This is a genomic window from Butyrivibrio sp. VCB2006 (genome assembly GCF_000420945.1).
Taxonomy (GTDB): domain Bacteria; phylum Bacillota; class Clostridia; order Lachnospirales; family Lachnospiraceae; genus Butyrivibrio.
The window spans coordinates 1-23,414 of record NZ_ATVX01000020.1 but is presented as its reverse complement, the minus strand read 5'-3'; the positions used below and the strand labels follow the sequence as shown (position 1 = coordinate 23,414).

The 23,414-nt window shown below is 41.5% G+C and carries 17 protein-coding genes, 1 pseudogene and 1 other annotated feature; of the genes and pseudogenes, 1 reads left to right on the top strand and 17 read right to left on the bottom strand.

All coding sequences use genetic code 11. The features are described 5' to 3' along the window. Positions 1–51 precede the first annotated feature (51 nt). The 16 genes from G613_RS0115365 to G613_RS0115290 all read right to left on the bottom strand — a co-directional run bounded on the left by G613_RS0115365 (position 52) and on the right by G613_RS0115290 (position 21,764). Positions 52–609 carry a sce7726 family protein gene (locus tag G613_RS0115365; protein WP_029675003.1) on the bottom strand — a complete coding sequence of 186 codons (558 nt, stop codon included), beginning with the start codon at positions 607–609 and terminating at the stop codon, positions 52–54. A 76-nt stretch (positions 610–685) separates the two neighbouring features. Next, positions 686–1,150 carry an 8-oxo-dGTP diphosphatase gene (locus G613_RS0115360; protein WP_029233464.1) on the bottom strand — a complete coding sequence of 155 codons (465 nt, stop codon included), beginning with the start codon at positions 1,148–1,150 and terminating at the stop codon, positions 686–688. A 23-nt stretch (positions 1,151–1,173) separates the two neighbouring features. Next, a complete protein-coding gene (locus G613_RS0115355; protein ID WP_029233463.1) occupies positions 1,174–1,656 on the bottom strand; it encodes a GNAT family N-acetyltransferase in 483 nt (160 codons plus the stop codon). Beyond that, the gene (locus G613_RS0115350) at positions 1,650–2,507 is read right to left on the bottom strand and encodes a metallophosphoesterase family protein (RefSeq protein ID WP_029233462.1); all 858 of its coding nucleotides are present in this window, start codon (positions 2,505–2,507) and stop codon (positions 1,650–1,652) included. Before G613_RS0115350 ends, G613_RS0115355 begins: the two co-directional genes overlap by 7 nt. A gap of 32 nt (positions 2,508–2,539) precedes the next feature. Beyond that, positions 2,540–3,154 (bottom strand): HAD family hydrolase, encoded by a 615-nt coding sequence (locus G613_RS0115345; protein WP_035774821.1) that lies wholly within the window; start codon positions 3,152–3,154, stop codon positions 2,540–2,542. Between the two features lie 41 nt (positions 3,155–3,195). Beyond that, the gene (locus G613_RS0115340) at positions 3,196–3,711 is read right to left on the bottom strand and encodes an AAA family ATPase (protein WP_029233460.1); all 516 of its coding nucleotides are present in this window, start codon (positions 3,709–3,711) and stop codon (positions 3,196–3,198) included. Positions 3,712–3,825: 114 nt separating this feature from the next. Beyond that, the gene (tuf, locus tag G613_RS0115335; protein WP_029233459.1) at positions 3,826–5,016 is read right to left on the bottom strand and encodes an elongation factor Tu; all 1,191 of its coding nucleotides are present in this window, start codon (positions 5,014–5,016) and stop codon (positions 3,826–3,828) included. Positions 5,017–5,156: 140 nt separating this feature from the next. Further along, positions 5,157–7,271 carry an elongation factor G gene (gene fusA / locus G613_RS0115330; protein WP_029233458.1) on the bottom strand — a complete coding sequence of 705 codons (2,115 nt, stop codon included), beginning with the start codon at positions 7,269–7,271 and terminating at the stop codon, positions 5,157–5,159. A gap of 48 nt (positions 7,272–7,319) precedes the next feature. Beyond that, positions 7,320–7,790 (bottom strand): 30S ribosomal protein S7, encoded by a 471-nt coding sequence (gene rpsG / locus G613_RS0115325; protein ID WP_013281752.1) that lies wholly within the window; start codon positions 7,788–7,790, stop codon positions 7,320–7,322. Between the two features lie 191 nt (positions 7,791–7,981). Beyond that, positions 7,982–8,401, bottom strand: a complete 420-nt coding sequence (rpsL, locus tag G613_RS0115320) for a 30S ribosomal protein S12 (RefSeq protein ID WP_013281753.1) — start codon at positions 8,399–8,401, stop codon at positions 7,982–7,984. 150 nt (positions 8,402–8,551) lie between these two features. Next, positions 8,552–12,214 (bottom strand): DNA-directed RNA polymerase subunit beta', encoded by a 3,663-nt coding sequence (rpoC, locus tag G613_RS0115315; protein ID WP_442852307.1) that lies wholly within the window; start codon positions 12,212–12,214, stop codon positions 8,552–8,554. A 169-nt stretch (positions 12,215–12,383) separates the two neighbouring features. Further along, entirely contained in the window at positions 12,384–16,250 is a 3,867-nt protein-coding gene (rpoB, locus tag G613_RS0115310; RefSeq protein WP_029233456.1) for a DNA-directed RNA polymerase subunit beta, read from the bottom strand. Positions 16,251–16,599: 349 nt separating this feature from the next. Continuing rightward, positions 16,600–16,977 carry a 50S ribosomal protein L7/L12 gene (gene rplL / locus G613_RS0115305; RefSeq protein ID WP_026488801.1) on the bottom strand — a complete coding sequence of 126 codons (378 nt, stop codon included), beginning with the start codon at positions 16,975–16,977 and terminating at the stop codon, positions 16,600–16,602. A 69-nt stretch (positions 16,978–17,046) separates the two neighbouring features. Then, on the bottom strand, positions 17,047–17,619 hold the full coding sequence (gene rplJ / locus G613_RS0115300) for a 50S ribosomal protein L10 (protein WP_029233455.1): 573 nt from the start codon (positions 17,617–17,619) through the stop codon (positions 17,047–17,049). A gap of 23 nt (positions 17,620–17,642) precedes the next feature. Then, positions 17,643–17,775, bottom strand: a sequence feature (ribosomal protein L10 leader region). 107 nt (positions 17,776–17,882) lie between these two features. After that, positions 17,883–20,915, bottom strand: coding sequence for a pectate lyase family protein (locus G613_RS0115295; protein ID WP_029233454.1), 3,033 nt, complete (start codon positions 20,913–20,915; stop codon positions 17,883–17,885). A gap of 255 nt (positions 20,916–21,170) precedes the next feature. Further along, positions 21,171–21,764 carry a DUF1919 domain-containing protein gene (locus G613_RS0115290; RefSeq protein ID WP_081647917.1) on the bottom strand — a complete coding sequence of 198 codons (594 nt, stop codon included), beginning with the start codon at positions 21,762–21,764 and terminating at the stop codon, positions 21,171–21,173. 300 nt (positions 21,765–22,064) lie between these two features. On the opposite strand from G613_RS0115290, the gene G613_RS0115280 reads away from it, so the two are divergent. Next, positions 22,065–23,033, top strand: coding sequence for a glycosyltransferase family 2 protein (locus tag G613_RS0115280; protein ID WP_029233452.1), 969 nt, complete (start codon positions 22,065–22,067; stop codon positions 23,031–23,033). Between the two features lie 147 nt (positions 23,034–23,180). Here G613_RS0115280 and G613_RS0115275 read toward each other — a convergent pair. Beyond that, positions 23,181–23,414, bottom strand: a pseudogene (locus G613_RS0115275) (transposase); the annotation flags it as partial.

Genomic DNA, 23,414 nt, shown 5'->3' with positions numbered 1-23,414 from the left:
AATATGTATCTAAATCCGGAATTGTATCATAATAATCTATTTTCATCATTGTTAATCCTCAAATATAGAATAGTCCCTTTCAAAAAGGACGTCTAACATTTGCTTCCTAAGAAGTTCTTTGTCGACGCTCTCCATCAGGTACTTCTTGCGATACATCTTGCTTTTATCAGGGTACTTATACAACCCATTCTGCTCCTGCAAAATAGCCAGTTCACTTCTCCACAAAAGACCCATCTGGTTATTCAGCTTCACCTTTGGACTACGCTTTGGCGAACGCATCTGGTAACAATCAAGATTTCCGTCCACATCTTCCACAGTAATAATTCCCCAATGGTTCGGAACATGTTCTTTTATATGGCCAGCATGACTACTTCCCACAACAACAAAGTTATAGTCAAAAAATCTGTCGTAGTCCCTAACCTGCCTTGTGAGCCGCTCATAGGTATCAACATCTGACTTGATTTCTATACCATACAGCCCAGTTTCTGTAACCATGACTATGTCCGCCCTTGATTTACCCATGGTAAGCTCTTCAAAGAAGCGGATTTTCCCATATTCTGTTTCAAGATAGTCACATAGACCGTCTCTGATATCCGCATCACGGAGCATAGTTCAAATTCCTCATAATCATCTCAATTACTTTGTATTGTACTCTTCACGAAAGATTACCGATACATGAGTACTCTCATTTAACAGATACCATCCAGTTATCACTCTCAACAAGATATTGAAACTCAGTAAGTTCCGGATTATTTATTACTTCCAAAAGCTCCTCCAGATCATCAACTGTTTCAAATTCTGACAGTTTACTTTTCTCTACCCACTCCATCTGGCCTTCATCTGAGGAGATAACATTTCCGACAAACTCGCATGTTTTGAAAAGAAAAACTATATATCTACCATTTTCGTATTTGCCGTCCTTGATTGGGAACTGCTTGACTCCTACCAGCTTAGGATTACTAATCTCGAGTCCTGTTTCTTCTTTCATCTCACGTATTACCGCGTCAACAAAAGACTCGCCTGGTTCGACATGTCCACCGGGAAGAGTATACCCTTTCCAATCATCTTTGATTCTATTCTGAAGCAGTACTTTGTTACCATTTGAAATAAGGCAAAGAACTGTTAATTCTACTATTTCTGTTCTGCTCATGTTTTCCTCATCATGCTTATGCTTTATAGTTTTAAAACTGCAATTAATTCTTCTCCGTCCACATCCCCGGTTTCTTCAAATCCGAAAGATTCATAAAGATCTTTTGCCACCTTATTGTCTGGTTCATATGATAGCCAACAATATTCTGCTCTGCCACAAGGAAACTTCTTTATGAACTCAAGAGCAAGTTCAATTGCTTTTCTGCCATAGCCCTTTTGCTGATATCTCTTATCTATCATCAGCCGCCAAAGATTATAGTTGTTGTCTGCAATTGCTGGAGCATCGTCCCAATAATCATCTTTGTCATATCCGATCATGACAAATCCAACCAGAATATCCTCATCATAGATGCCAAAAGGAAAAGCATAACCATTATTTGTGATGGTTGTATAAGCCTCAATGATACTATCCTCATTAGAAGCAACGAATTCTCTCTGGTCGTCATTAACAGATAGTTTTAAAATATCCCAAACATTTTTACCATTTATCTTCTCAAGTCTTAACATGTAGCATTCTCCCCAAGTAATACTTCTAGCTGCTTTGACCAATAATCTTCAGGAATATCATCCCAAGTACACTCTCCATGTGACGCGCAGTAACTATCTGCAACATGAGAAAGTGCAGCCACATGAGACACTTCCCCCGTGGTTAAAAGATGTTTAGTAATCTTGTACCACCCAGGAGCTTTCGTAAACAGTTCTTCTTTGTCCATGCCTTCTAATGTTTTTGGCACGTCATAAGCCAGCGTAACAAATTCATATTTCCAGTCTATTTCACCCGACTCAAGCATCATAAACTGAGCTTTTCCTCCACTATGAAGCGGCACTCCAATTGCACCAGGATTAATGACAGTCTTTCCAAACCGTACATATATCGACTGAATATGAAAATGCGCACATATAGTAAGTTCATTAGGAAGCTCTTTTACCAGATCATCAATGTAATCATAGTCTTTCCGCATACTCTGATTAACCTTAAAGGGCGAACCATGACAAACTGTAAATTCAGGCATTCCAGCATATTTCATTTCCTTAACAATAGGCATTTCTTCAAAAAAAACTATATCCGAATCTGTTAGCTGGTCATAGTTATACTTGAGCATTCCCTGCGTGGTCTTTCCATATTCCCAAACCTCTTCCGTATCTTTACGATGATTAATCCAGCAATTCTCTTTGTTGCCTCTAATAAATGTGCATGGATACTGTTTCCTAAGCTCATACAGAATATCCAATGTTTTTCTTGGGTAAGCTAAATCTCCAAGATAATCCCCAAGGAAAATAAACTCCTCAGCCCCTTTTTTCTTTGCCTCATCCAAACATGTAGACAATGCAATATAATTGCTGTGAACATCAGCCAATACTGCTATTTTCGTAGTACAATTCCCCTATTTTATAGTACTCCCAAGAGTTCTGATAAGCTTGTCGCTTCATAATCAGGTCTTTCGCTTTCATCGGAAAAGGTCCAATATTTCCCCATTCCCTGCTTAATCCAAATATTTTTCATACCCATTTTCTTAGCAGGCACAATATCATAGTCAATCCGGTCGCCAATCATAACAGCCTGATCAGCTAAGCATTTTGCCCTCTCAAGAGCAATCTCAAATATTCTTCTATCTGGTTTTGCAACACCTTCTTCTGCTGATGCCACTATAACGTCAAAGTACTTTCTTATCCCAAACTTTTCCAATCTCTGCGCTGTGCCAGGTATCTGATTCGCAATAATGCCTATTTTGTATTTTCTACTAAGTTGCTCAAGACATTCTTCTGCATCATCATATAATCTTTCATACTGTGGTTCCCAAATAGGCCTTTCCACTCCCAAAAGATTACTAACCTCTTTATCTCCTCGCTTGTTCTGCTTATAATACTCAAGTGCTTTATCATAGACAAAATCATATGTCTTATTCGCTACCTTTGCTATCTTCTTGTAAATATCGTCATAAACTAAGCTCTCATCTACCAACGTAGAGCCTATATCAAAAAATAGCCATTTTATTCCATCCATCTTTTTACCATTACCTTTACTATTTGACTCGCATTCACTAATCAAGAAATAACATTTAAAAGTGTTTCAACATTAGTAGCTATTTCGGCAGTTCCATCTATACTAATTACAGGACATGTTAAATCCTTCAGCCAACCTTTTGCATGATCATCAGATCTCGCCTCAACCATTTTAAAGAAACGTTCTTCACTCTCGTAAAGGTCTCCCCCCGGTAGCATACGGTTTCCAAACTTATCATTTGAACGCTTTCTTACTCTTGCCATTCTTATCTCTTTTGGTATATCTATGCATACAGCCAGATCGAATAGTTTTTCTATCTGCTTACTGTAATTACCACGAACTGAAGCAAGAACAACGTTTTCATTCTCTTCCAGATCTTTTAGCAAACGAGCTGCCACTTCTTCCTCTGTTCTTAGAACACTGTATTCATATTTATCGTCTGTTTTCGGGAAATAATAATCTTCGATATCTCTGAATTCATAATGAAGCTGCCCTGCCAATGCTCTCCCCAAAGTACTTTTACCAGCTCCATTTAAACCACAAATAATGATACGCATAGGCTTTTTACTCCCCAATATACTCAATACGTTTCTTTATTGTACGAAAAAAGAGCCCCAAGCACAAGGCTTGAAGCTCTTTATAAACTCTGTGTTTATGCAATCCGATAAGAATTACTCAACGATTGTAGCAACCTTACCTGATCCAACTGTACGTCCACCCTCACGGATAGCGAACTTAAGACCCTGCTCCATAGCGATTGGGTGGATAAGCTCGATATTCATTGTAACGTGGTCACCAGGCATGCACATCTCAACACCCTCTGGAAGGTGGCAAACACCTGTAACGTCAGTTGTTCTGAAATAGAACTGAGGTCTGTAGTTTGTGAAGAAAGGTGTATGACGGCCACCCTCATCCTTTGTAAGTACGTAAACCTCTGCTGTGAACTTTGTGTGGCATGTAACTGTGCCAGGCTTTGTTACAACCTGACCTCTCTGGATGCCGTCACGGTCAACACCACGAAGAAGAAGACCAACGTTGTCACCAGCTTCGCAGTAATCCATAGTCTTTCTGAACATCTCGATACCAGTACATACTGACTTAGATGTCTCTTCCTTGATACCAACGATTTCGATTTCGTCGTTGAGGTTAAGGTGACCTCTCTCTACTCTACCAGTAGCAACTGTTCCACGTCCTGTGATTGTGAATACGTCCTCAACAGGCATAAGGAAAGGCTTGTCGTTCTCACGAGTAGGTTCAGGGATGTACTCATCAACAGTGTTCATGAGTTCCATGATCTTGTCGCCCCACTCAGACTTAGGATCCTCAAGAGCCTTAAGAGCTGAACCACGGATAACTGGTGTGTCATCTCCAGGGAACTCATACTCTGTAAGAAGGTCTCTGATCTCCATCTCAACGAGGTCAAGAAGCTCTGGATCGTCAACCATATCGCACTTGTTCATGAATACGATGATGTAAGGAACACCTACCTGACGAGAAAGGAGAACGTGCTCCTTTGTCTGAGCCATAACACCATCAGTAGCAGCAACAACGAGGATAGAACCATCCATCTGAGCTGCACCAGTGATCATGTTCTTAACGTAGTCAGCGTGACCTGGGCAGTCAACGTGAGCATAGTGTCTCTTCTCTGTCTCATACTCGATGTGAGCAGAGTTGATTGTGATTCCTCTTTCTCTCTCTTCAGGAGCCTTATCGATCTGATCGAATGCTACTGCAGGGCTGAATCCTCTATCAGCAAGTACTGCTGTGATAGCAGCTGTAAGAGTTGTTTTACCATGGTCAACGTGACCGATAGTACCAATGTTTACATGTGGTTTGGTTCTGTCGAACTTAGCTTTTGCCATTTCTAAATATCCTCCTTAAGTGAAATGTTATCCAACATTTTCATACATAATTTAACCGACTATATCGATTATATTAAATGTCAGCCGCTAAATCAAGCATTTTGCTTGATTTATACGGCAAAACATTTGCTTTTTAATTATCAGCCCTTATTTGAAAGGACCTTATCCTGTACGTTCTTAGGAACTGGAGCGTACTTCTCAAAGAACATTGAGTAGTTACCACGTCCCTGTGTTCTAGAACGAAGGTCTGTAGCATAACCGAACATCTCAGCAAGCGGAACATGTGCTCTAACGATCTTACCGCCGCCAAGGTCATCCATACCTTCAACCTGTCCACGACGAGAGTTAACGTCACCGATAACATCTCCCATGTACTCTTCAGGCATAGTAACCTCAACCTTCATGATAGGCTCAAGAAGAACAGGAGCACCCTTCTGCATAGCATCCTTGAACGCCATAGATCCAGCGATGTGGAATGCCATTTCTGAAGAGTCAACTTCGTGGTATGATCCATCGTAAACTGTTGCATGAACACCAACAACAGGATATCCACCAAGTGTACCAGCCTTCATAGCCTCTTCGATACCTTCGCTGATTGGCTGGATGAATTCCTTAGGAATAGCACCACCAACAACTTCGCTATCGAACTGGTAAAGGTTGTCGCCGTTTGCATCCATAGGCTCGAAACGAACCTTACAGTGTCCGTACTGACCACGTCCACCGGACTGCTTAGCATACTTAGACTCAACGTCTACAGCCTTTGTAAGAGCTTCTCTATAAGCAACCTGAGGAGCACCTACGTTAGCCTCAACCTTGTACTCTCTAAGAAGTCTGTCAACGATGATATCAAGGTGAAGCTCACCCATACCAGCGATGATTGTCTGACCTGTCTCTGGGTTTGTATGAGCTCTGAAAGTAGGATCTTCTTCAGCAAGCTTCATAAGAGCCTCATCAAGCTTCTGCTGACCAGCCTTAGTCTTAGGCTCGATAGCAAGCTCGATAACAGGATCAGGGAATTCCATAGACTCGAGAATTACAGGGTTCTTCTCATCACAAAGTGTATCACCAGTAACTGTATTCTTAAGACCTACAGCTGCAGCGATATCTCCTGAGTAAACCTTCTCGATATCTGTACGCTTGTCAGCGTGCATCTGAACGATACGTCCAAGACGCTCCTTAGTATCCTTAGTACTGTTAAGTACATAAGAACCTGAATTTGCAGTACCACGATATACACGGAAGAATGCAAGCTTTCCTACGAATGGATCGCTGACAATCTTGAATGCAAGAGCTGCGAATGGGCCATTATCTGTTGACTCAACTTCGATCTCGTTGCCATCCATATCTGTACCCTTACATGAAGGGATATCAACTGGTGAAGGCATGAACTCGATAACTGCATCGATAAGCTTCTGGATACCTCTGTTCTTGTGGGCTGAACCACAGCAAACAGGGAATGCCTTACACTCGCAAGTTGCCTTACGAAGTGCAGCCTTAAGCTCATCAACTGAAGGCTCCTCACCCTCAAGGTACTTCATCATGAGATCCTCATCAAGGTCGCAGATCTTCTCAACGAGCTCTGAGTGATAAAGCTCAGCATCATCCTTGAGATCAGCAGGTATTTCACCAATCTGAACATCCTCACCCTTATCACCATTGTAGATGTAAGCCTGCATCTCGAAAAGGTCGATAACTCCCATGAACTGATCCTCAGCTCCGATAGGAATCTCGATCATGATTGCATTTTTCTTAAGTCTATTACGGATCTGCTCAACAGCTCCGAAATAGTTTGCTCCAATGATATCCATCTTGTTGATGAATGCCATACGAGGAACATTAAATCCGTCAGCCTGACGCCATACGTTCTCAGACTGAGGCTCAACGCCTTCCTTAGCGCTGAATACACCTACAGCACCATCAAGTACTCTAAGTGAACGCTCAACCTCAACGGTAAAGTCAACGTGTCCAGGTGTATCAATGATGTTGATACGGTGCTCAAGAGCGCCTGGCTTTGTCTTACCATTCTGCTGAAGTGTCCAATGGCATGTTGTAGCTGCAGATGTGATTGTGATACCTCTTTCCTGCTCCTGAGCCATGTAGTCCATGGTAGCAGTACCTTCGTAAGTCTCACCAATCTTATAGTTTACACCGGTATAGTAAAGAATACGCTCTGTAAGAGTAGTCTTACCGGCATCAATATGAGCCATGATACCGATGTTTCTGGTTCTCTCCAATGGGTATTGTCTTTCAGCCAAAGGTTCTTCCTCCTAATTAAATCTAAACACACATCTCTACGCTGCAGATTAGAATCTGTAGTGTGAGAACGCCTTGTTTGCTTCTGCCATCTTGTGCATATCTTCCTTACGCTTTACAGCTGCACCAGTGTTATTGTATGCATCCATAATCTCTGAAGCGAGTCTATCTACCATAGTCTTCTCGCCTCTAGCGCGTGAAAAGTTTACAAGCCAGCGAAGTGCAAGAGCCTGACGTCTGTCTGGTCTAACCTCGATTGGAACCTGATATGTAGCACCACCGATACGTCTAGCCTTAACCTCAAGAGCAGGCATGATGTTATTCATGGCTCCTTCGAATACTTCAAGAGCAGGCTTACCAGCCTTCTCCTCTACCTGTGCGAATGCTCCGTATACGATCTTCTGAGCTACGCCCTTCTTACCATCAAGCATAACTGTGTTAACAAGCTTAGTAACAACCTTGTTATCGTATAAAGGATCCGCTAATACGTCACGTTTTACAATATGTCCTTTACGCGGCACGGTTCTTCCCTCCTTTAGAATTGCAATGATTAAAATAAGTCACTGCTTACTATAAATCATCGGTACTCACTAATCTTAGTGTACGTGCGGTTTTCTAACTTAGAAAAAATAATACTACCCATAAAATGGGGTGTTACTTATAACTATGTTAAAAGAATCCCAACACTATAAAATTAGATCAAATTAATAGATTACTTAGACGCCTTTGGTCTCTTAGCGCCATACTTAGAACGAGCCTGTTTTCTGTCGGCTACACCTGCTGTATCAAGAGTACCACGGATGATGTGATATCTTGTACCAGGTAAATCCTTAACTCTTCCACCACGGATAAGAACAACGCTGTGCTCCTGAAGGTTGTGTCCCTCACCAGGAATGTAGCTTGTTACCTCAATACCGTTAGAAAGACGTACTCTGGCGATCTTTCTCAGAGCAGAGTTAGGCTTCTTAGGGGTAGCTGTCTTAACAGCTGTGCAGACACCACGCTTCTGAGGAGAAGCTGTAGCTGTTGCCTTCTTGTGAAGAGAGTTGAAGCCCTTCTGAAGAGCAGGAGCTGTAGACTTCTTAACAGATGTCTGACGACCCTTTCTAACTAACTGGTTAAATGTTGGCATTCTTTTTACCTCCTATTTTACTTATATGCATACGACAAAGGGGCAGAATTTCACCCCTTTGTCGATACACGCAATTATGAATTATAAATACTATCATTTTGGTTGTCAACTAAAATATTTATAACAACCGCTTTAGTAAAACTTTATGAATTACTCTTCGTCATCTGCTACTGTAAGCTCATCATCATCGATGTCTTCTACAGTATCAGCGAATTCATCATCGAAGTCTCTTCTTCTCTTTTTGAGGATGAGCTTCTCAGGATCCTTGAAGTTAACATCAGTATTAAGAGTTGTGTTTCTATATCTCTTCATACCTGTTCCTGCAGGAATCAGCTTACCAATGATAACGTTTTCTTTAAGTCCGATAAGCGGATCAACCTTACCCTTGATAGCTGCATCTGTAAGAACCTTAGTTGTTTCCTGGAAGGAAGCAGCTGAAAGGAATGAGTTAGTAGCAAGAGCTGCCTTGGTAATACCAAGGATTACCTGTTTACCTTCAGCAGGCTTTTTGCCTTCTGAAACAAGTGCTTCGTTGCTGTCCTCGAAATCAAGAACATCTACAAGAGTTCCTGGAAGGAATTCTGTATCACCACTCTCATCGATTCTTACCTTCTTAAGCATCTGACGTACGATAACTTCGATATGCTTATCGCAGATATCAACACCCTGCAGACGGTAAACTCTCTGAACTTCTCTAAGTAGATAATCCTGTACAGCACGGATTCCCTTAATCTTAAGAAGATCATGAGGGTTAACTGAACCTTCTGTAAGCTCGTCACCGGCTTCGATTGTAACACCGTCCTGAACCTTAATTCTTGATCCATAAGGAATCAGATAAGCCTTAGACTCACCGGTCTCATCGTTAGTAACGATAACTTCACGCTTCTTCTTGGTATCTCTGATCTCAACCTTACCATCAAGCTCTGAGATAATAGCAAGTCCCTTAGGTTTTCTAGCTTCGAAAAGCTCTTCTACTCTAGGAAGACCCTGAGTGATATCGCCACCGGCAACACCACCGGTATGGAAGGTTCTCATTGTAAGCTGTGTACCAGGCTCACCGATTGACTGAGCAGCGATGATACCAACTGCCTCACCAACCTGTACTGCCTCACCTGTAGCCATGTTAGCACCGTAGCACTTAGCACAGATACCATTGTGTGAACGGCATGTGAGGATTGTACGAATCTTAACAGCCTCAACCGGCTCTCCCTTAGCATTAACACCAACTGAAAGGATCTTAGCTGCACGAGATGGAGTAATCATGTGATTCTTCTTAACGATTACATTTCCATCTTTATCTTTAATAGTCTCGCAAGAATATCTTCCTGTGATTCTATCCTTTAATGGCTCGATTGTTTCCTTACCATCCATGAATGCCTTAACAGTCATTCCAGGAATTACTTCCTTATCTGCACAGCAGTCAACATCACGAATGATGAGCTCCTGTGATACGTCAACCATTCGACGTGTCAGGTATCCTGAATCGGCTGTACGAAGAGCTGTATCTGACAGACCCTTACGAGCACCATGAGCTGACATGAAGTACTCCAGAACGTCAAGACCTTCACGGAAGTTTGACTTGATAGGAAGTTCGATTGTACGACCTGTTGTATCAGCCATAAGTCCACGCATACCTGCCAGCTGCTTGATCTGCTGGTTAGATCCACGGGCACCGGAGTCAGCCATCATGTAGATGTTGTTGTACTTATCAAGACCTGCAAGAAGCTCTTCTGTCAGCTTTTTATCTGTCTCCATCCAAGTATCAACAACTGCACGGTAACGCTCTTCATCTGTAATAAGACCACGACGGAAGTTCATAGCAATCTTATCAACTGTAGCCTGTGCTTCATCAAGCATTGCCTGCTTCTGCTTAGGCACTGTCATATCTGCGATTGAAACAGTCATGGCAGCACGAGTTGAATAGTGATAACCTGTATCCTTGATCTTATCAAGTACTTCTGCAGTTGCAAATGTACCATGTGTATTGATAATAGCAGTAATAATCTGCTTGAGCTGCTTCTTACCAACCATGAAGTCAACTTCAAGTTTGAAGAAGTTCTCTGGATCTGATCTGTCTACGAAACCAAGATCCTGAGGAATAAGCTCGTTAAAGAGGAATCTTCCGAGTGTTGACTCTACAATACCTGTAGACTCTACACCATCAGCATCCTTCTTGTTGATTCTGATCTTAACTCTTGACTGAAGTGTAATGTATCCATTCTCATAAGCAAGAATAGCTTCATCAATGTTCTTGAAGCACTTACCCTCTCCAAGAGCTCCAGGTCTTTCCTGTGTAAGATAGTAGATACCAAGTACCATATCCTGTGTAGGAACATTAACTGGGCCACCATCTGAAGGCTTAAGAATATTGTTAGGTGAGAGCATAAGGAATCTGCACTCAGCCTGAGCTTCAACTGACAATGGAAGATGTACAGCCATCTGGTCACCATCGAAGTCGGCGTTGAAAGGTGTACATACAAGTGGATGAAGCTTAATAGCCTTACCTTCTACAAGAATAGGCTCAAATGCCTGAATACCAAGTCTGTGAAGTGTGGGGGCACGGTTCAGCATAACAGGATGCTCTTTAATTACATCCTCAAGTACATCCCAAACCTGCTCATCAAGACGCTCTACAAGCTTCTTGGCATTCTTAATATTCTGAGAAATTCCTCTTGAAACCAGTTCCTTCATAACGAAAGGCTTGAAAAGCTCGATAGCCATTTCCTTAGGAAGACCACACTGGTAAATCTTAAGTTCTGGTCCTACTACGATAACTGAACGTCCTGAGTAGTCTACACGCTTACCAAGGAGGTTCTGACGGAAACGACCTGACTTACCCTTAAGCATATCTGAAAGAGACTTGAGCGCTCTGTTACCAGGGCCTGTTACAGGTCTTCCTCTTCTACCATTATCGATAAGAGCATCAACAGCTTCCTGAAGCATTCTCTTCTCGTTACGTACGATGATATCAGGAGCACCGAGATCAAGAAGTCTCTTAAGACGGTTATTTCTGTTGATAATTCTTCTATAAAGATCGTTAAGATCTGATGTTGCAAAACGACCACCATCAAGCTGTACCATAGGACGAAGATCCGGTGGGATTACAGGGATGCAATCCATGATCATCCATGCTGGCTCATTTCCGGATTCTCTAAAAGCTTCTACAACCTCAAGTCTCTTGATGATTCTTGCTCTCTTCTGTCCGCTTGATGTATCAAGTCCTTCTTTTAACTCTGCATATTCCTTCTCAAGGTCGATATCAAGAAGAAGTTCCTTAATGGACTCAGCACCCATTCCTGCACGGAACTTGCCGCCCCACTCTTCTCTTGCATCCTGATATTCTTTCTCAGAAAGAACCTGCTTGTACTCAAGAGTAGTCTCACCTGGATCAAGTACTATATATGAAGCAAAGTAAAGAACTTTCTCAAGTACACGTGGTGAAAGGTCAAGGATAAGACCCATTCTGCTAGGTATCCCCTTGAAATACCAAATGTGTGATACAGGAGCTGCAAGCTCAATGTATCCCATTCTTTCACGACGTACGCTGCTCTTTGTGATCTCTACGCCACAACGATCGCAGACAACGCCCTTATATCTAATCTTTTTGTACTTACCACAGTGACATTCCCAGTCCTTGGTAGGTCCAAATATCTTTTCACAGAACAGACCATCTCTCTCTGGCTTAAGTGTTCTGTAGTTGATTGTCTCTGGCTTGGTAACCTCACCGCTATGTGGGTCATTATCGTTTCTATGAGCCCAGCTTCTAATTTTTTCAGGTGATGCAAGTCCTATCTTGATAGAATCAAATGTCATTGGCTGATAAGTCTGCTGAAGTGTGCTGCCTCTGCCATTTGAAGCTTCATTTATTGCTTTATTCATTGTTGAATCAGACATTCGTAACCTCTTTTCTATATGTTAATGTGAGTTTAAGTTACAGCAATCTGTCTGACCGGGTTGTCCCGGCCAAACAGTTTATTTCTGATTACTCATCATCAGATGAATCAAAATCGTCAAAAGAATCCTCTGCTTCGAATTCATCTGTTTCTTCAGCTTCTGCTACAAGCTCGCCACTCTCATCGAAGTGCTGCTTGGAATAGCCATTAGCCTCAAAAGATTCCTGGCTGTAATCGCGTGAGTTATCGCCTTCCATCTCAAAGCGATAATCTGAATCTGTGTAATCAACGCTTTCCATAATTTCAACTTCAGTGTTATCCTCGCGGAGAACCTTGATATCAAGACCAAGTGACTGAAGCTCTTTAAGAAGAACCTTGAATGACTCAGGAACGCCTGGTTCAGGAATGTTATCACCCTTAATAATTGCCTCGTAGGTCTTAACACGTCCTACAACATCATCAGACTTAACTGTAAGAATTTCCTGAAGTGTGTAAGCTGCGCCATAAGCCTCGAGAGCCCAAACTTCCATTTCTCCGAAACGCTGTCCACCGAACTGAGCTTTACCACCCAGAGGCTGCTGTGTTACAAGGGAGTAAGGACCGGTTGAACGAGCGTGGATCTTATCGTCAACCAGGTGATGGAGCTTAAGGTAATGCATGTGTCCGATAGTTGTTGGGCTATCAAACTTCTGACCTGTTCTACCATCACGGAGCTGTACTTTTCCGTCTGATCTGATTGGAACACCCTTCCAGAGTTCTCTGTGATCTCTGTTCTCATAGAGGTAATCCATAATCTCAGGATGTACAAGATCCTTATATTTTTTCTCGAACTCTTCCCATGTGCTATTTACATAGTCATTAGCAAGTTCAAGTGTATCCTGAATATCTATCTCGTTAGCACCATCAAAGATTGGTGTTGCGATGTTGAATCCGAGTGCCTTAGCAGCAAGAGAAAGGTGAATCTCCAGGACCTGTCCGATATTCATACGGGAAGGAACGCCCAGAGGATTAAGTACGATATCAAGTGGTCTACCATTTGGAAGATATGGCATATCCTCAATAGGAAGTACACGTGAAACGACACCCTTGTTACCATGACGACCAGCCATCTTATCACCTACAGAGATCTTTCTCTTCTGAGCGATATAGATACGAACTGCCTGATTAACACCAGGTGAAAGCTCATCGCCGTTATCTCTTGTAAATACCTTAGCATCTACAACAATACCATATTCACCGTGAGGAACCTTAAGAGATGTATCTCTAACCTCTCTAGCCTTCTCACCGAAGATTGCACGAAGGAGTCTCTCCTCTGCTGTAAGCTCTGTCTCACCCTTAGGTGTAACCTTACCAACAAGGATATCACCGGCACGAACCTCTGCACCGATACGGATAATTCCGCGATCATCAAGATCCTTAAGTGCGTCATCACCTACACCTGGAACATCACGAGTGATTTCTTCAGGTCCAAGCTTTGTTTCACGAGCCTCTGCCTCGTACTCTTCAATATGTACAGATGTATAAACATCATCACGTACAAGTCTTTCTGAAAGAAGAACAGCGTCCTCGTAGTTATAACCTTCCCAAGTCATGAAACCGATAAGAGGGTTCTTACCAAGACCAAGTTCTCCCTGTGATGTTGAAGGACCATCTGCAATAACCTGTCCTGCTTCAACATGATCGCCCTTAAATACGATAGGTCTCTGGTTGTAGCAGTTACTCTGGTTAGATCTCTGGAACTTAATAAGATGGAACTCTTCCTTCTCACCATCATCATATGTCATCTGAATAAGCTTACTATCAACGAAATCGATAGTTCCGGCTTTTCTTGCAACTACACAAACACCTGAGTCAACAGCTGCCTTCTTCTCCATGCCTGTTCCTACTGCAGGAGCTTCTGTCATAAGAAGTGGCACCGCCTGACGCTGCATGTTTGATCCCATAAGAGCACGGTTAGCATCGTCGTTCTCAAGGAATGGGATAAGTGCTGTAGCAACTGAGAATACCATTCTAGGTGATACGTCCATGTACTCAACAGCTGTCTTAGGATATTCAGAAGTCTCTTCTCTGAAACGTCCTGATACAGTCTTCTTAACGAAGTGGCCTTCCTCATCAAGTGGAGTATTAGCCTGAGCTACATGGTAGTTATCTTCTTCATCAGCTGTAAGGTACTCAACCTCATCAGTTACTCTTGGGTTCTCTGGATCTGTTCTGTCAACTACACGATATGGAGCCTCTACGAAACCATAGTCGTTAACTCTTGCATAGCTTGCAAGTGAGTTGATAAGACCGATGTTAGGACCTTCAGGTGTCTCGATAGGACACATACGTCCATAGTGAGTATAGTGAACGTCTCGAACCTCGAATCCGGCTCTGTCTCGTGAAAGACCACCAGGACCAAGGGCAGAAAGACGTCTCTTGTGTGTAATCTCAGAAAGAGGGTTATTCTGATCCATGAACTGTGACAGCTGTGATGATCCGAAGAACTCCTTAACAGCAGCCTGTACAGGCTTAATGTTGATAAGTGTCTGAGGAGATACCTCTTCTGTATCATGAGTAGTCATTCTCTCACGAACTACTCTCTCAAGTCTTGAAAGACCGATTCTGTACTGGTTCTGAAGAAGCTCACCTACGCAACGGATACGTCTGTTTCCTAAGTGGTCGATATCATCATCGTTACCAATACCATACTCAAGATGGATATTGTAGTTAATAGAAGCAATGATATCTTCCTTAGTAATATGCTTAGGAATAAGCTCATGAACACGCTTCTTAATTGTATCTGCAAGTCCCTCAGGATCATTCTTAACTGTGTACTCGTCAAGAATTTCCTTAAGCACTGGATAATAAACGTCCTCATTAATTCCGAGTTCAGCAGGATCACACTCGATGAAGTGTGTAATATCAACCATCATGTTAGAAAGAACCTTAACGTTTCTCTCCTCTTCCTGCAAAAGAACATAAGGAATAGCCGCATTCTGAATCTCTGTAGCAAGTGCACGGTCAACCTTAGTACCTGCAGATGCGATCATCTCGCCTGTTGTCTCATCAACAACGTCCTCAGCAAGAACATGTCCATTAATACGGTTCTTGAAATGTAATTTCTTATTAAATTTGTATCTACCAACCTTAGCAAGGTCATATCTTCTAGGATCGAAGAACATAGCGTTGATAAGAGACTCAGCACTCTCAACACTAAGTGGCTCACCAGGACGGATCTTCCTATAGAGTTCAAGAAGACCACTCTGATAATCAGTAGAAGAATCCTTAGAAAAGCTTCCCTGAATCTTAGGCTCATCACCAAAGAGTTCAAGAATCTCTTCATTTGTACCTATACCAAGAGCTCTGATAAGAACAGTTACAGGAACCTTTCTTGTTCTATCAACTCTTGCATAGAATACATCGTTAGGATCAGTCTCGTACTCAAGCCATGCACCCCTGTTAGGGATAACAGTACAAGCCATAAGCTCCTTACCGATCTTATCGTATGTAATATCATAATAAATACCGGGTGAACGAACTAACTGGCTGACGATAACTCTCTCCGCGCCATTAATAACAAAGGTACCAGTTGCTGTCATAAGAGGAAGATCGCCCATGAAAATCTCATGTTCTGTGATCTCATCTTTCTCCTTATTATGAAGACGAACCTTTACCTTTAAAGGTGCAGCAAATGTTGCATCTCTCTCCTTGCATTTCTCAATCGTGTTTTTGTTCTTGTCAATCTCATCCTCGCAAAGTTTGAAATCAACAAATTCCAGACTGAGCTTGCCGCTGTAGTCCTCAATTGGAGAAATATCGTCAAAGACTTCCTTCAAGCCTTCGTCAAGAAACCACTGATATGAATTCTTCTGTACTTCAATCAGGTTTGGCATCTCCAGGACTTCCTTCTGACGCTGGAAACTCATACGAATGTTTTTACCAGAGCCGGTAGGATGTAATCTGTTTTTTTCCATTGACATTCACCCCGTTCTAAATTTTATTTTTTGCGATGAAATGGGAATTTTAGAGTACTTTTAAAAAAGTGCGCAAAAAGGCCCACCACACCACAATAGTGCACCCTAAATCATACTGCAAAGAAATTTGAATGTCAAGAACTTTTTTTAACGACAAGCAGACTCGAAATTTAAATCTCACCACACGTAATTGATATACGAATTGCTCTGTGCTTTGCACTCTCGCAATTCTACATATATTCGGAATCCGCACTATCGTGCTACTTCCTCATATATGTTACGGTTAAAAATAAAAGGCTTACCACATGCAAGCATGTAGTAAGCCTTTTGCTCTTAACTCGTATATCAATTACTTAAGAGTAACCTTTGCGCCCTCAGCCTCAAGCTTAGCCTTGATGTCATCAGCCTCTGCCTTAGCAGCGTTCTCCTTAACCATCTTAGGAGCTCCATCAACGAGATCCTTTGCTTCCTTAAGTCCAAGACCTGTAAGCTCACGAACAACCTTGATAACCTTAACCTTGTTAGGACCAACCTCTGTAAGCTCTACGTTGAACTCAGTCTTCTCCTCACCAGCTGCTGCTGCGCCAGCACCTGCTGCTGCAACTACAACGCCTGCTGCTGCAGATACGCCGAACTCTTCCTCACAAGCCTTTACAAGATCATTTAACTCAAGAACAGTAAGCTCTTTGATAGCATCGATAAATTCTGCTGTTGTTAACTTTGCCATTATTATATACCTCCATATAGTATAATTTCTAAATTTGTTTTGTTAGTATTACTTATTATTTTGTACAGATTACTCTGCTGCAGGTGCTTCTGCAGGAGCTTCTTCTGTAGCTGGAGCCTCTGCCTCAGCAGGAGCTTCCTCTGCAGCTGGAGCTGCCTCGCCACCTTTCTCTGCGATCTGATTGATAACGCGAGCGAAGTTTGCGATAGGTGACTGCATAGAACCAAGCAATCTTGAAAGAAGAACTTCCTTTGAAGGGATCTGTGCAATGTCTGTCATTGCTGCTGCGTCATAGAGCTTTCCTTCTATAACACCACCCTTAATCTCAAGAGCCTTAGCCTTCTTAGCAAACTCGTAAAGTACACGAGCTGGAGCTGCTGGATCTGTCTCAGATACAGCCATTGCGCTAGGACCATTTAAGAGGTCTGAAAGCTGCTCGAAGTCTGTTCCCTTGAATGCGAAGTTCATCATCGTATTCTTGTAAACCTTGTAAGTTACGCCTTCTTCACGAAGTTTCTTACGAAGCTCAGTATCCTGTGCTACAGTAAGTCCGCGGTGATCTACAAGTACGACTGCCTGAGCGTTTTTGATTTTCTCTGAAATCTCAGCTACTACAGGCTGTTTAAGTTCAACCTTTGCCATTTTTTTACCTCCTTATAGAATGTACCGCCGAAAAAAAACCTCTCGAAGACATCGAGAGGTAAAAAAGTCTAATCAAACTTTTCCTCGGCAGGCGATTTCTCATTATGTTCCTCATAAAGGAACACCTGCTGTCTTCGGCTGGTTGTCTCATGGTTTTATCTGACAACCTTGTATAAATTATCATATTCTTTTTTTATTGTCAACACCAAATTTGCAAAAACGATTATTTAGGTTCGATGTAAATTTGGTGCTGCAAGTATTCATCAGCCCTGAATCAAAACTCCATTCTCATCAAAGACATATTTATGGAACCATCTGGTCATCTCACCGGTTACCATCTTACCGTCCTTACCAAAGAAATAGGTTTTGCCATCAAGTTTAACAAACTTGTCTTTACTCATCTGACCTTTTTCATTAAAGAAATAGGTCGCACCATCAATTACCCTCATTCCGGTAACCAATCCGTCAAGCTCATCTAAATAGTAGGTAACAGTCCACTTATTAAGCCATCCTGTTATCATCTTACCATTATCGTCAAAATAATAGGTGTTTGTAGCTACTTTCACGAAATCATTTTTGATCATCGCACCATTATCTTTGAAGAAATAGTAGTCATCATCTACGTAGGTAAGGCCTTTGTCCATCTTGCCATTTTCTGCAAAATGGTATCTTGCAAAATTCTTGGTCATCCATCCTGTCACCATCTTACCATTGCCATCAAAGTAATATGTATATCCATTATCTTCAACAAAAAGGTTCTTCTTTAAAACTCCTTTTTCATTGAAGTAGTAAATATCACCGTCAATCTCCCTAATGCCAATTGCCTTGGCTCCATTTGAATAAACGTATGATACCACGCCCCATTTATTCTGCCATTCTCCGGATAAAACAGCTGGTTCTTCAGGTTCTTCAGGCTCGTCAACTTCTTCAGAACTCTCACTTGATGCTTCTGATGCTGCCTCGCTCGATGCTTCACTGGCTGCGCTTGATGCCTCGCTCGATGCTTCACTGGCTGCACTTGATGCCTCACTTGCAGGGTCATCATTTCCAGGCTCTTCTGATGGAGCCTCAGTCTTGCTTACATATTCAATATAGAAAAGATTCTCAACATCCTTCTTGGTAAGCTCATGAGTGCCCTCAGTTATATCCAGTGTCATAACATTAGATGATTCTTTTACTGCCTTTCCATCAAGCTTTATTGATGAATCCTTGTCACCAAACACAAGAATAAGCTGTCCATCTTCAGGAGCTGTGAACTTGATGCTGGTCTTAGACTCAATCTTGAGGCACTGAGTAAGAAGCTTACCACCATATGTTACAGTTCCCTTTCCTGTAGAAAGGTTTCCTTCTATAGTATAGAAATCACTAACCTTTCCGGATGCTGTAAAGTTCTGAACATAGCTACTTACATTTACAGGAGTCTCCTCTGTTTCTGTGCTGGAAGCTTCTGATGCTGTCTCACTTGATGCTTCACCTGCTGCCTCTGAACTTCCTTCTGAAGAAGCCTCTCCTGCTCCTGAGTTATCTGATGAAGCCTCTGAAGCACTTGAGCTCTCTGAAGAAGCTTCACTTGAGCTCTCTGAACCGGAGTTCTCACCTGTGGCAGAACCACCACCAACTGCAATCATCTTAGTCTGATATGAATTAAGAGAAGCTTTAAGCTCTCGGTTTACGCTGTAGTCAGTATCGTCTACCTCGTTGTTGAATTCCCACTTGAAATCTCCGCCATTTTCTCTACCAGCGAAGGCTGTAACTTTTTCTTTTGCCTCCTCTGGAGAATCCGCAGAGTATGAATACATAATTCCTGATGTATCGAAATTGTTGTAACTTGAACCGCCCTTGTATGCAACAACCTCAGAAGGGACCTGTTCGTCAGCAGATGATACTTCGTAAGCATCGAACTCTGTATTGTTCTCCTGATATGTTACGTATGACTGAGCACCTTCAATATAGTTGTTAAAAGACTTAATGATACCGCCGGCTTCACTTGAGAATGTGCCGTAATCTTCATTTCTAGTAAGTGTCTCCCAATCAGCCATTACGTCTGATCCCTGCTCGGAAATAAGCATAGGGAACTTGCAGTTTCTGTAATAGTTATTCTCCACGAATACAGAAGCACCCATTGTAACGCCAACACCGTACTTGGCATTTCCATCGTAGTAGTTGTTATAAATATGAACGCTGCAGGTTCTGATACGTGGATGTCTTGAATCAGAGTGGTCATACCAGTTGTGGTGGTATGTGATGTAGTTCTCTGTAGACTCTGACTTCATTCCCTGAAGGTTACTCTTACCGGTATCGTAGAAGTGGTTGTAAGAATGAGTTACAAATGTAGACTTCTTTGTATCAAGCGCGCCGTCACCCTTAGCCTGGTCGGAATCTCCGCCGGCATATCCGTAAAAGAAATCACAGTTGTGAACCCAAATATGGTCATTACTCTGCTGAAGTCCAAGGTCATCACCCTCTGAGCTGTCACAGTTCATAAATCCAAGGTTTCTTACCTCAACATTAGAAGCATTCTTGATTCTAAGTCCCCATCCGTCAGCTGTAGCATCCTCGCCGACACCTTCAAAGGTAATGCCGCAGGATACTCTTTTGCTATCACCGGATCCACTGATAACAATGTCGCCGCCTTCCATTGTGGCAAAGTCAGTGATCTGACCAACAAATCTCACATCAAGTGGACGTGAATCGTATCCTTTTTTATACAAATTAAGAATATTCTGAAGTCCGGATGCAGATGTGGTTGCACCCTTGGCGTTTGTCACAACATCCATAGATACAGTGTCCTTGGTATCCTTTGTAATATAAAGAACTACCGCATCACTGCGAAGTGTTCCGTCAGAATTATAAGCACCGTTAGAGGTACCGTTTACAAAAGCAAAGCCTGATCTGTCATGGCTCTGTACATAAACAGAATCTGTAGATGTAGACAGATCACTCTGCTCCTGGCCATCCTCAACAGGAACCACGGTAAAAGAGTAATTGCCTGCAGAAAGACCCAGGGCATCAGCTCTGTAGTACTGATTGCCTGCGCCGTCAGAATACAAGCGAATCAGCTCATCATCAAGCTGTACCTGTCCATTGTCCCCATTAACATAAACATTGTAGCCATTTGCATCTCCTGATGCATTCCAAGTAACATACGCAGACTCAAGCCATGCCCCTGTTCCCGTCACTGCAGGCATTTCAGCTGCTGCCAAAGCATTCACCTTGCTACCCGCAAACGCAGAAGTAGCCAAAAGAACTCCTGCCATTGCAAGCCCAAGTCCGGATTTAAAACTTTTCCCCAACATATTACCTCCCTATGAATAATAGAATTTTATAACGGAGCTACCCTCAATCCCCGTTGCAGAGCAGCCCTTTGTTTGCCTATTAATCATACGTTTTAGTCATAGGAGAATCAATGATTTTGTGTAAGCGGTTACAGAGAAAATATATAGAGATTTTTGTTCAATATAGACAATTGATTTTTGGAAGGGATTACATTTGAAATTAAAAAAGATGCAACCTATGTTTAGGTTGCATCCCAAAAATACAAATTATACATATTACAAATATAATTCGCGATTATTCAAATAAGCTACATAATCAAACTCTTCCAAATAGCGTTTTCCAGTAATTCCATCGTATTTCAAAATCTTTGCTGTTGGTTTGTCATTATCATAACAGGAAACTCTCACAGCATTCTTAAGCCCCGGAAAATATCTATGCATGATCAAAAGATGATTTATATTATCAAGCTCGTCAAACTCATACATCAATTTATTGTCAAACAAAGTATCATAGAATTCCCATAGGAAATAAACATTTTCCCAATTAACTCTTCTATAACGTTCGATCCATTTTTCTCTAGCATCTTCAAACGTCTTATAGTGTTGGAAAAAGAGCTTGATCTCCTTATGCTCATCATCAATAGGAACTATCTTGCCGACTGGATATGGATATTTTTCGTCAGAGATATCCACAACATCACATTTACTGTAATACTCGAAATTCTTAACAAATTCCAGGTAATCCTCCGATCCAATAAAAAGATTTATCGTAGGAGACTGAAATTGAAGACCCAGATTATGATAAATCACTCCTGCAACACAGTTATTGCAAACTATTGTCGGATTGAGGTTATGATTTCTTTTTCTAATCTAATCCCATTTAAATAGACTTTCTCTCGAAATCTAATGATTTTTTGTTTTATTTTTCCCTTAATTATCATTAAGTGCGTTCTTATCAAATCCATATCCATCACTCCTCACAAAACACAATAATACCCTACAGAATTATTCTTTTCAATTGAATTATTGTATTTACAAAGCGTGTACTCTTTGGAAACATTTGATAGTCATTTTCTTTACACGTCATTCAATCATGTTTATAATATCTAGAGCCAAGTATGTATGATAAATACTACTAATTTTAGATACTTAGAAACAGGATGTATAAAAATGTCATCAAATCTAATTTCAGTTATCATTCCAATATATAATAGAGAAAAATACATAGACAGATGCATATCAAGTGTAATTAACCAAGAAAATGTCAATTTTGAGATTATTTTGGTCGATGATGGCAGTTCTGATAACTCCGGTCAAATATGTGATAATTACTCTTTAAAATATCCCAATATAATCACTCTCCATAAAAAAAATGGTGGCCTTAGTGATGCACGCAATTATGGTATGGATCATGCCCATGGTGACTATTTCTTTTTCCTTGATAGTGACGATTATCTTTATGAGAATTCTCTCCAATATCTTTTGGAAGCATGCATAAAATATGATGTTGACTATTGCATAGGGAGCTTTGCCAGACTCACTCCGGAAGGAGAACTTGTTGATATATCCGAAATTCCTGAAGGATACAAAGATACAGTTGTAGATGAAAAAGGTCTATGGCATATAAGAGAATCCGAAAAACTATACATGGCCACAGTCGCATGGGGCAAGCTTTATAAAAAAGAAGTGTGGCAAAACCTTCGTTATCCTGTAGGAAAGAACAATGAAGATACTTATATACTTCCTCAACTTGTCTCTAATTGTTCAAAAATCTATGTGTCCAGCAAACTGGTATATAAGCAGGAATTATCGGCTGATAGTATTATGCGTGGCAAAGTAACATACAAAAGTTTAGATGCCTTTGATGCATATATAAATCTCCTGAATTATACGGTTCCCCATGGTTACTATAGCCTGGCATACCGAGATTTCGGGAGAACAACCAGACAATTTATTGATTATCGCAAGATTCTAAAAGATAGCAAATCCAAGCAGCGGATGGAAACGCAATATAAAGAGTTTTGCAAGATAGCAAGAGAAATGTCAAAGCAATCCGATTTCAAAAACAAGATTCGTTTTACACTCTTTAGATGTAATTTATCATTGTACGCCTTCGTACGTAAATTTCTAAGAGGGTAGCAAAAAGCCATAGCATTCTTCGCTATGGCTTCAGACTGTAGACAAAGTGGTCCTGAGAGCGTAGCTCTCAAGACCATTTTTCTTTTTCGCGAGTGTTTTATTGATAATAAAGGATAGAAACGTCCTCTATCAGGCCATCTCTAACCGCCATTCATGCTTGATTCTTGCAAGCTTTTTTAGATTCATACACGCAAAGGTAAGCGCGACCTTCATTTCCATCCGCGCCTTGCCATACATCTGCGTATATCTGAATCCGTGGTTCTCTTTTGCTGTTCCAAAGATTCTCTCTATTGTTTCTTTTCTGTGAGAATAGAGATCCTTCATTCCTTCTGTGTACCTTATATCCTCACATTCTTCAATGTAATCTTCCCAGATATGACG

Bases quoted from the DNA above. Each gene is read 5' to 3' on its own strand.
- G613_RS0115365 (WP_029675003.1), bottom strand. From the start codon at position 609: ATGCTCCGTGATGCGGATATCAGAGACGGTCTATGTGACTATCTTGAA.
- G613_RS0115360 (WP_029233464.1), bottom strand. From the start codon at position 1,150: ATGAGCAGAACAGAAATAGTAGAATTAACAGTTCTTTGCCTTATTTCA.
- G613_RS0115355 (WP_029233463.1), bottom strand. From the start codon at position 1,656: ATGTTAAGACTTGAGAAGATAAATGGTAAAAATGTTTGGGATATTTTA.
- G613_RS0115345 (WP_035774821.1), bottom strand. From the start codon at position 3,154: ATGGATGGAATAAAATGGCTATTTTTTGATATAGGCTCTACGTTGGTA.
- G613_RS0115340 (WP_029233460.1), bottom strand. From the start codon at position 3,711: ATGCGTATCATTATTTGTGGTTTAAATGGAGCTGGTAAAAGTACTTTG.
- tuf (WP_029233459.1), bottom strand. From the start codon at position 5,016: ATGGCAAAAGCTAAGTTCGACAGAACCAAACCACATGTAAACATTGGT.
- rpsL (WP_013281753.1), bottom strand. From the start codon at position 8,401: ATGCCAACATTTAACCAGTTAGTTAGAAAGGGTCGTCAGACATCTGTT.
- rpoC (WP_442852307.1), bottom strand. From the start codon at position 12,214: ATGACATTTGATTCTATCAAGATAGGACTTGCATCACCTGAAAAAATT.
- rpoB (WP_029233456.1), bottom strand. From the start codon at position 16,250: ATGGAAAAAAACAGATTACATCCTACCGGCTCTGGTAAAAACATTCGT.
- rplL (WP_026488801.1), bottom strand. From the start codon at position 16,977: ATGGCAAAGTTAACAACAGCAGAATTTATCGATGCTATCAAAGAGCTT.
- rplJ (WP_029233455.1), bottom strand. From the start codon at position 17,619: ATGGCAAAGGTTGAACTTAAACAGCCTGTAGTAGCTGAGATTTCAGAG.
- G613_RS0115295 (WP_029233454.1), bottom strand. From the start codon at position 20,915: ATGTTGGGGAAAAGTTTTAAATCCGGACTTGGGCTTGCAATGGCAGGA.
- G613_RS0115280 (WP_029233452.1), top strand. From the start codon at position 22,065: ATGTCATCAAATCTAATTTCAGTTATCATTCCAATATATAATAGAGAA.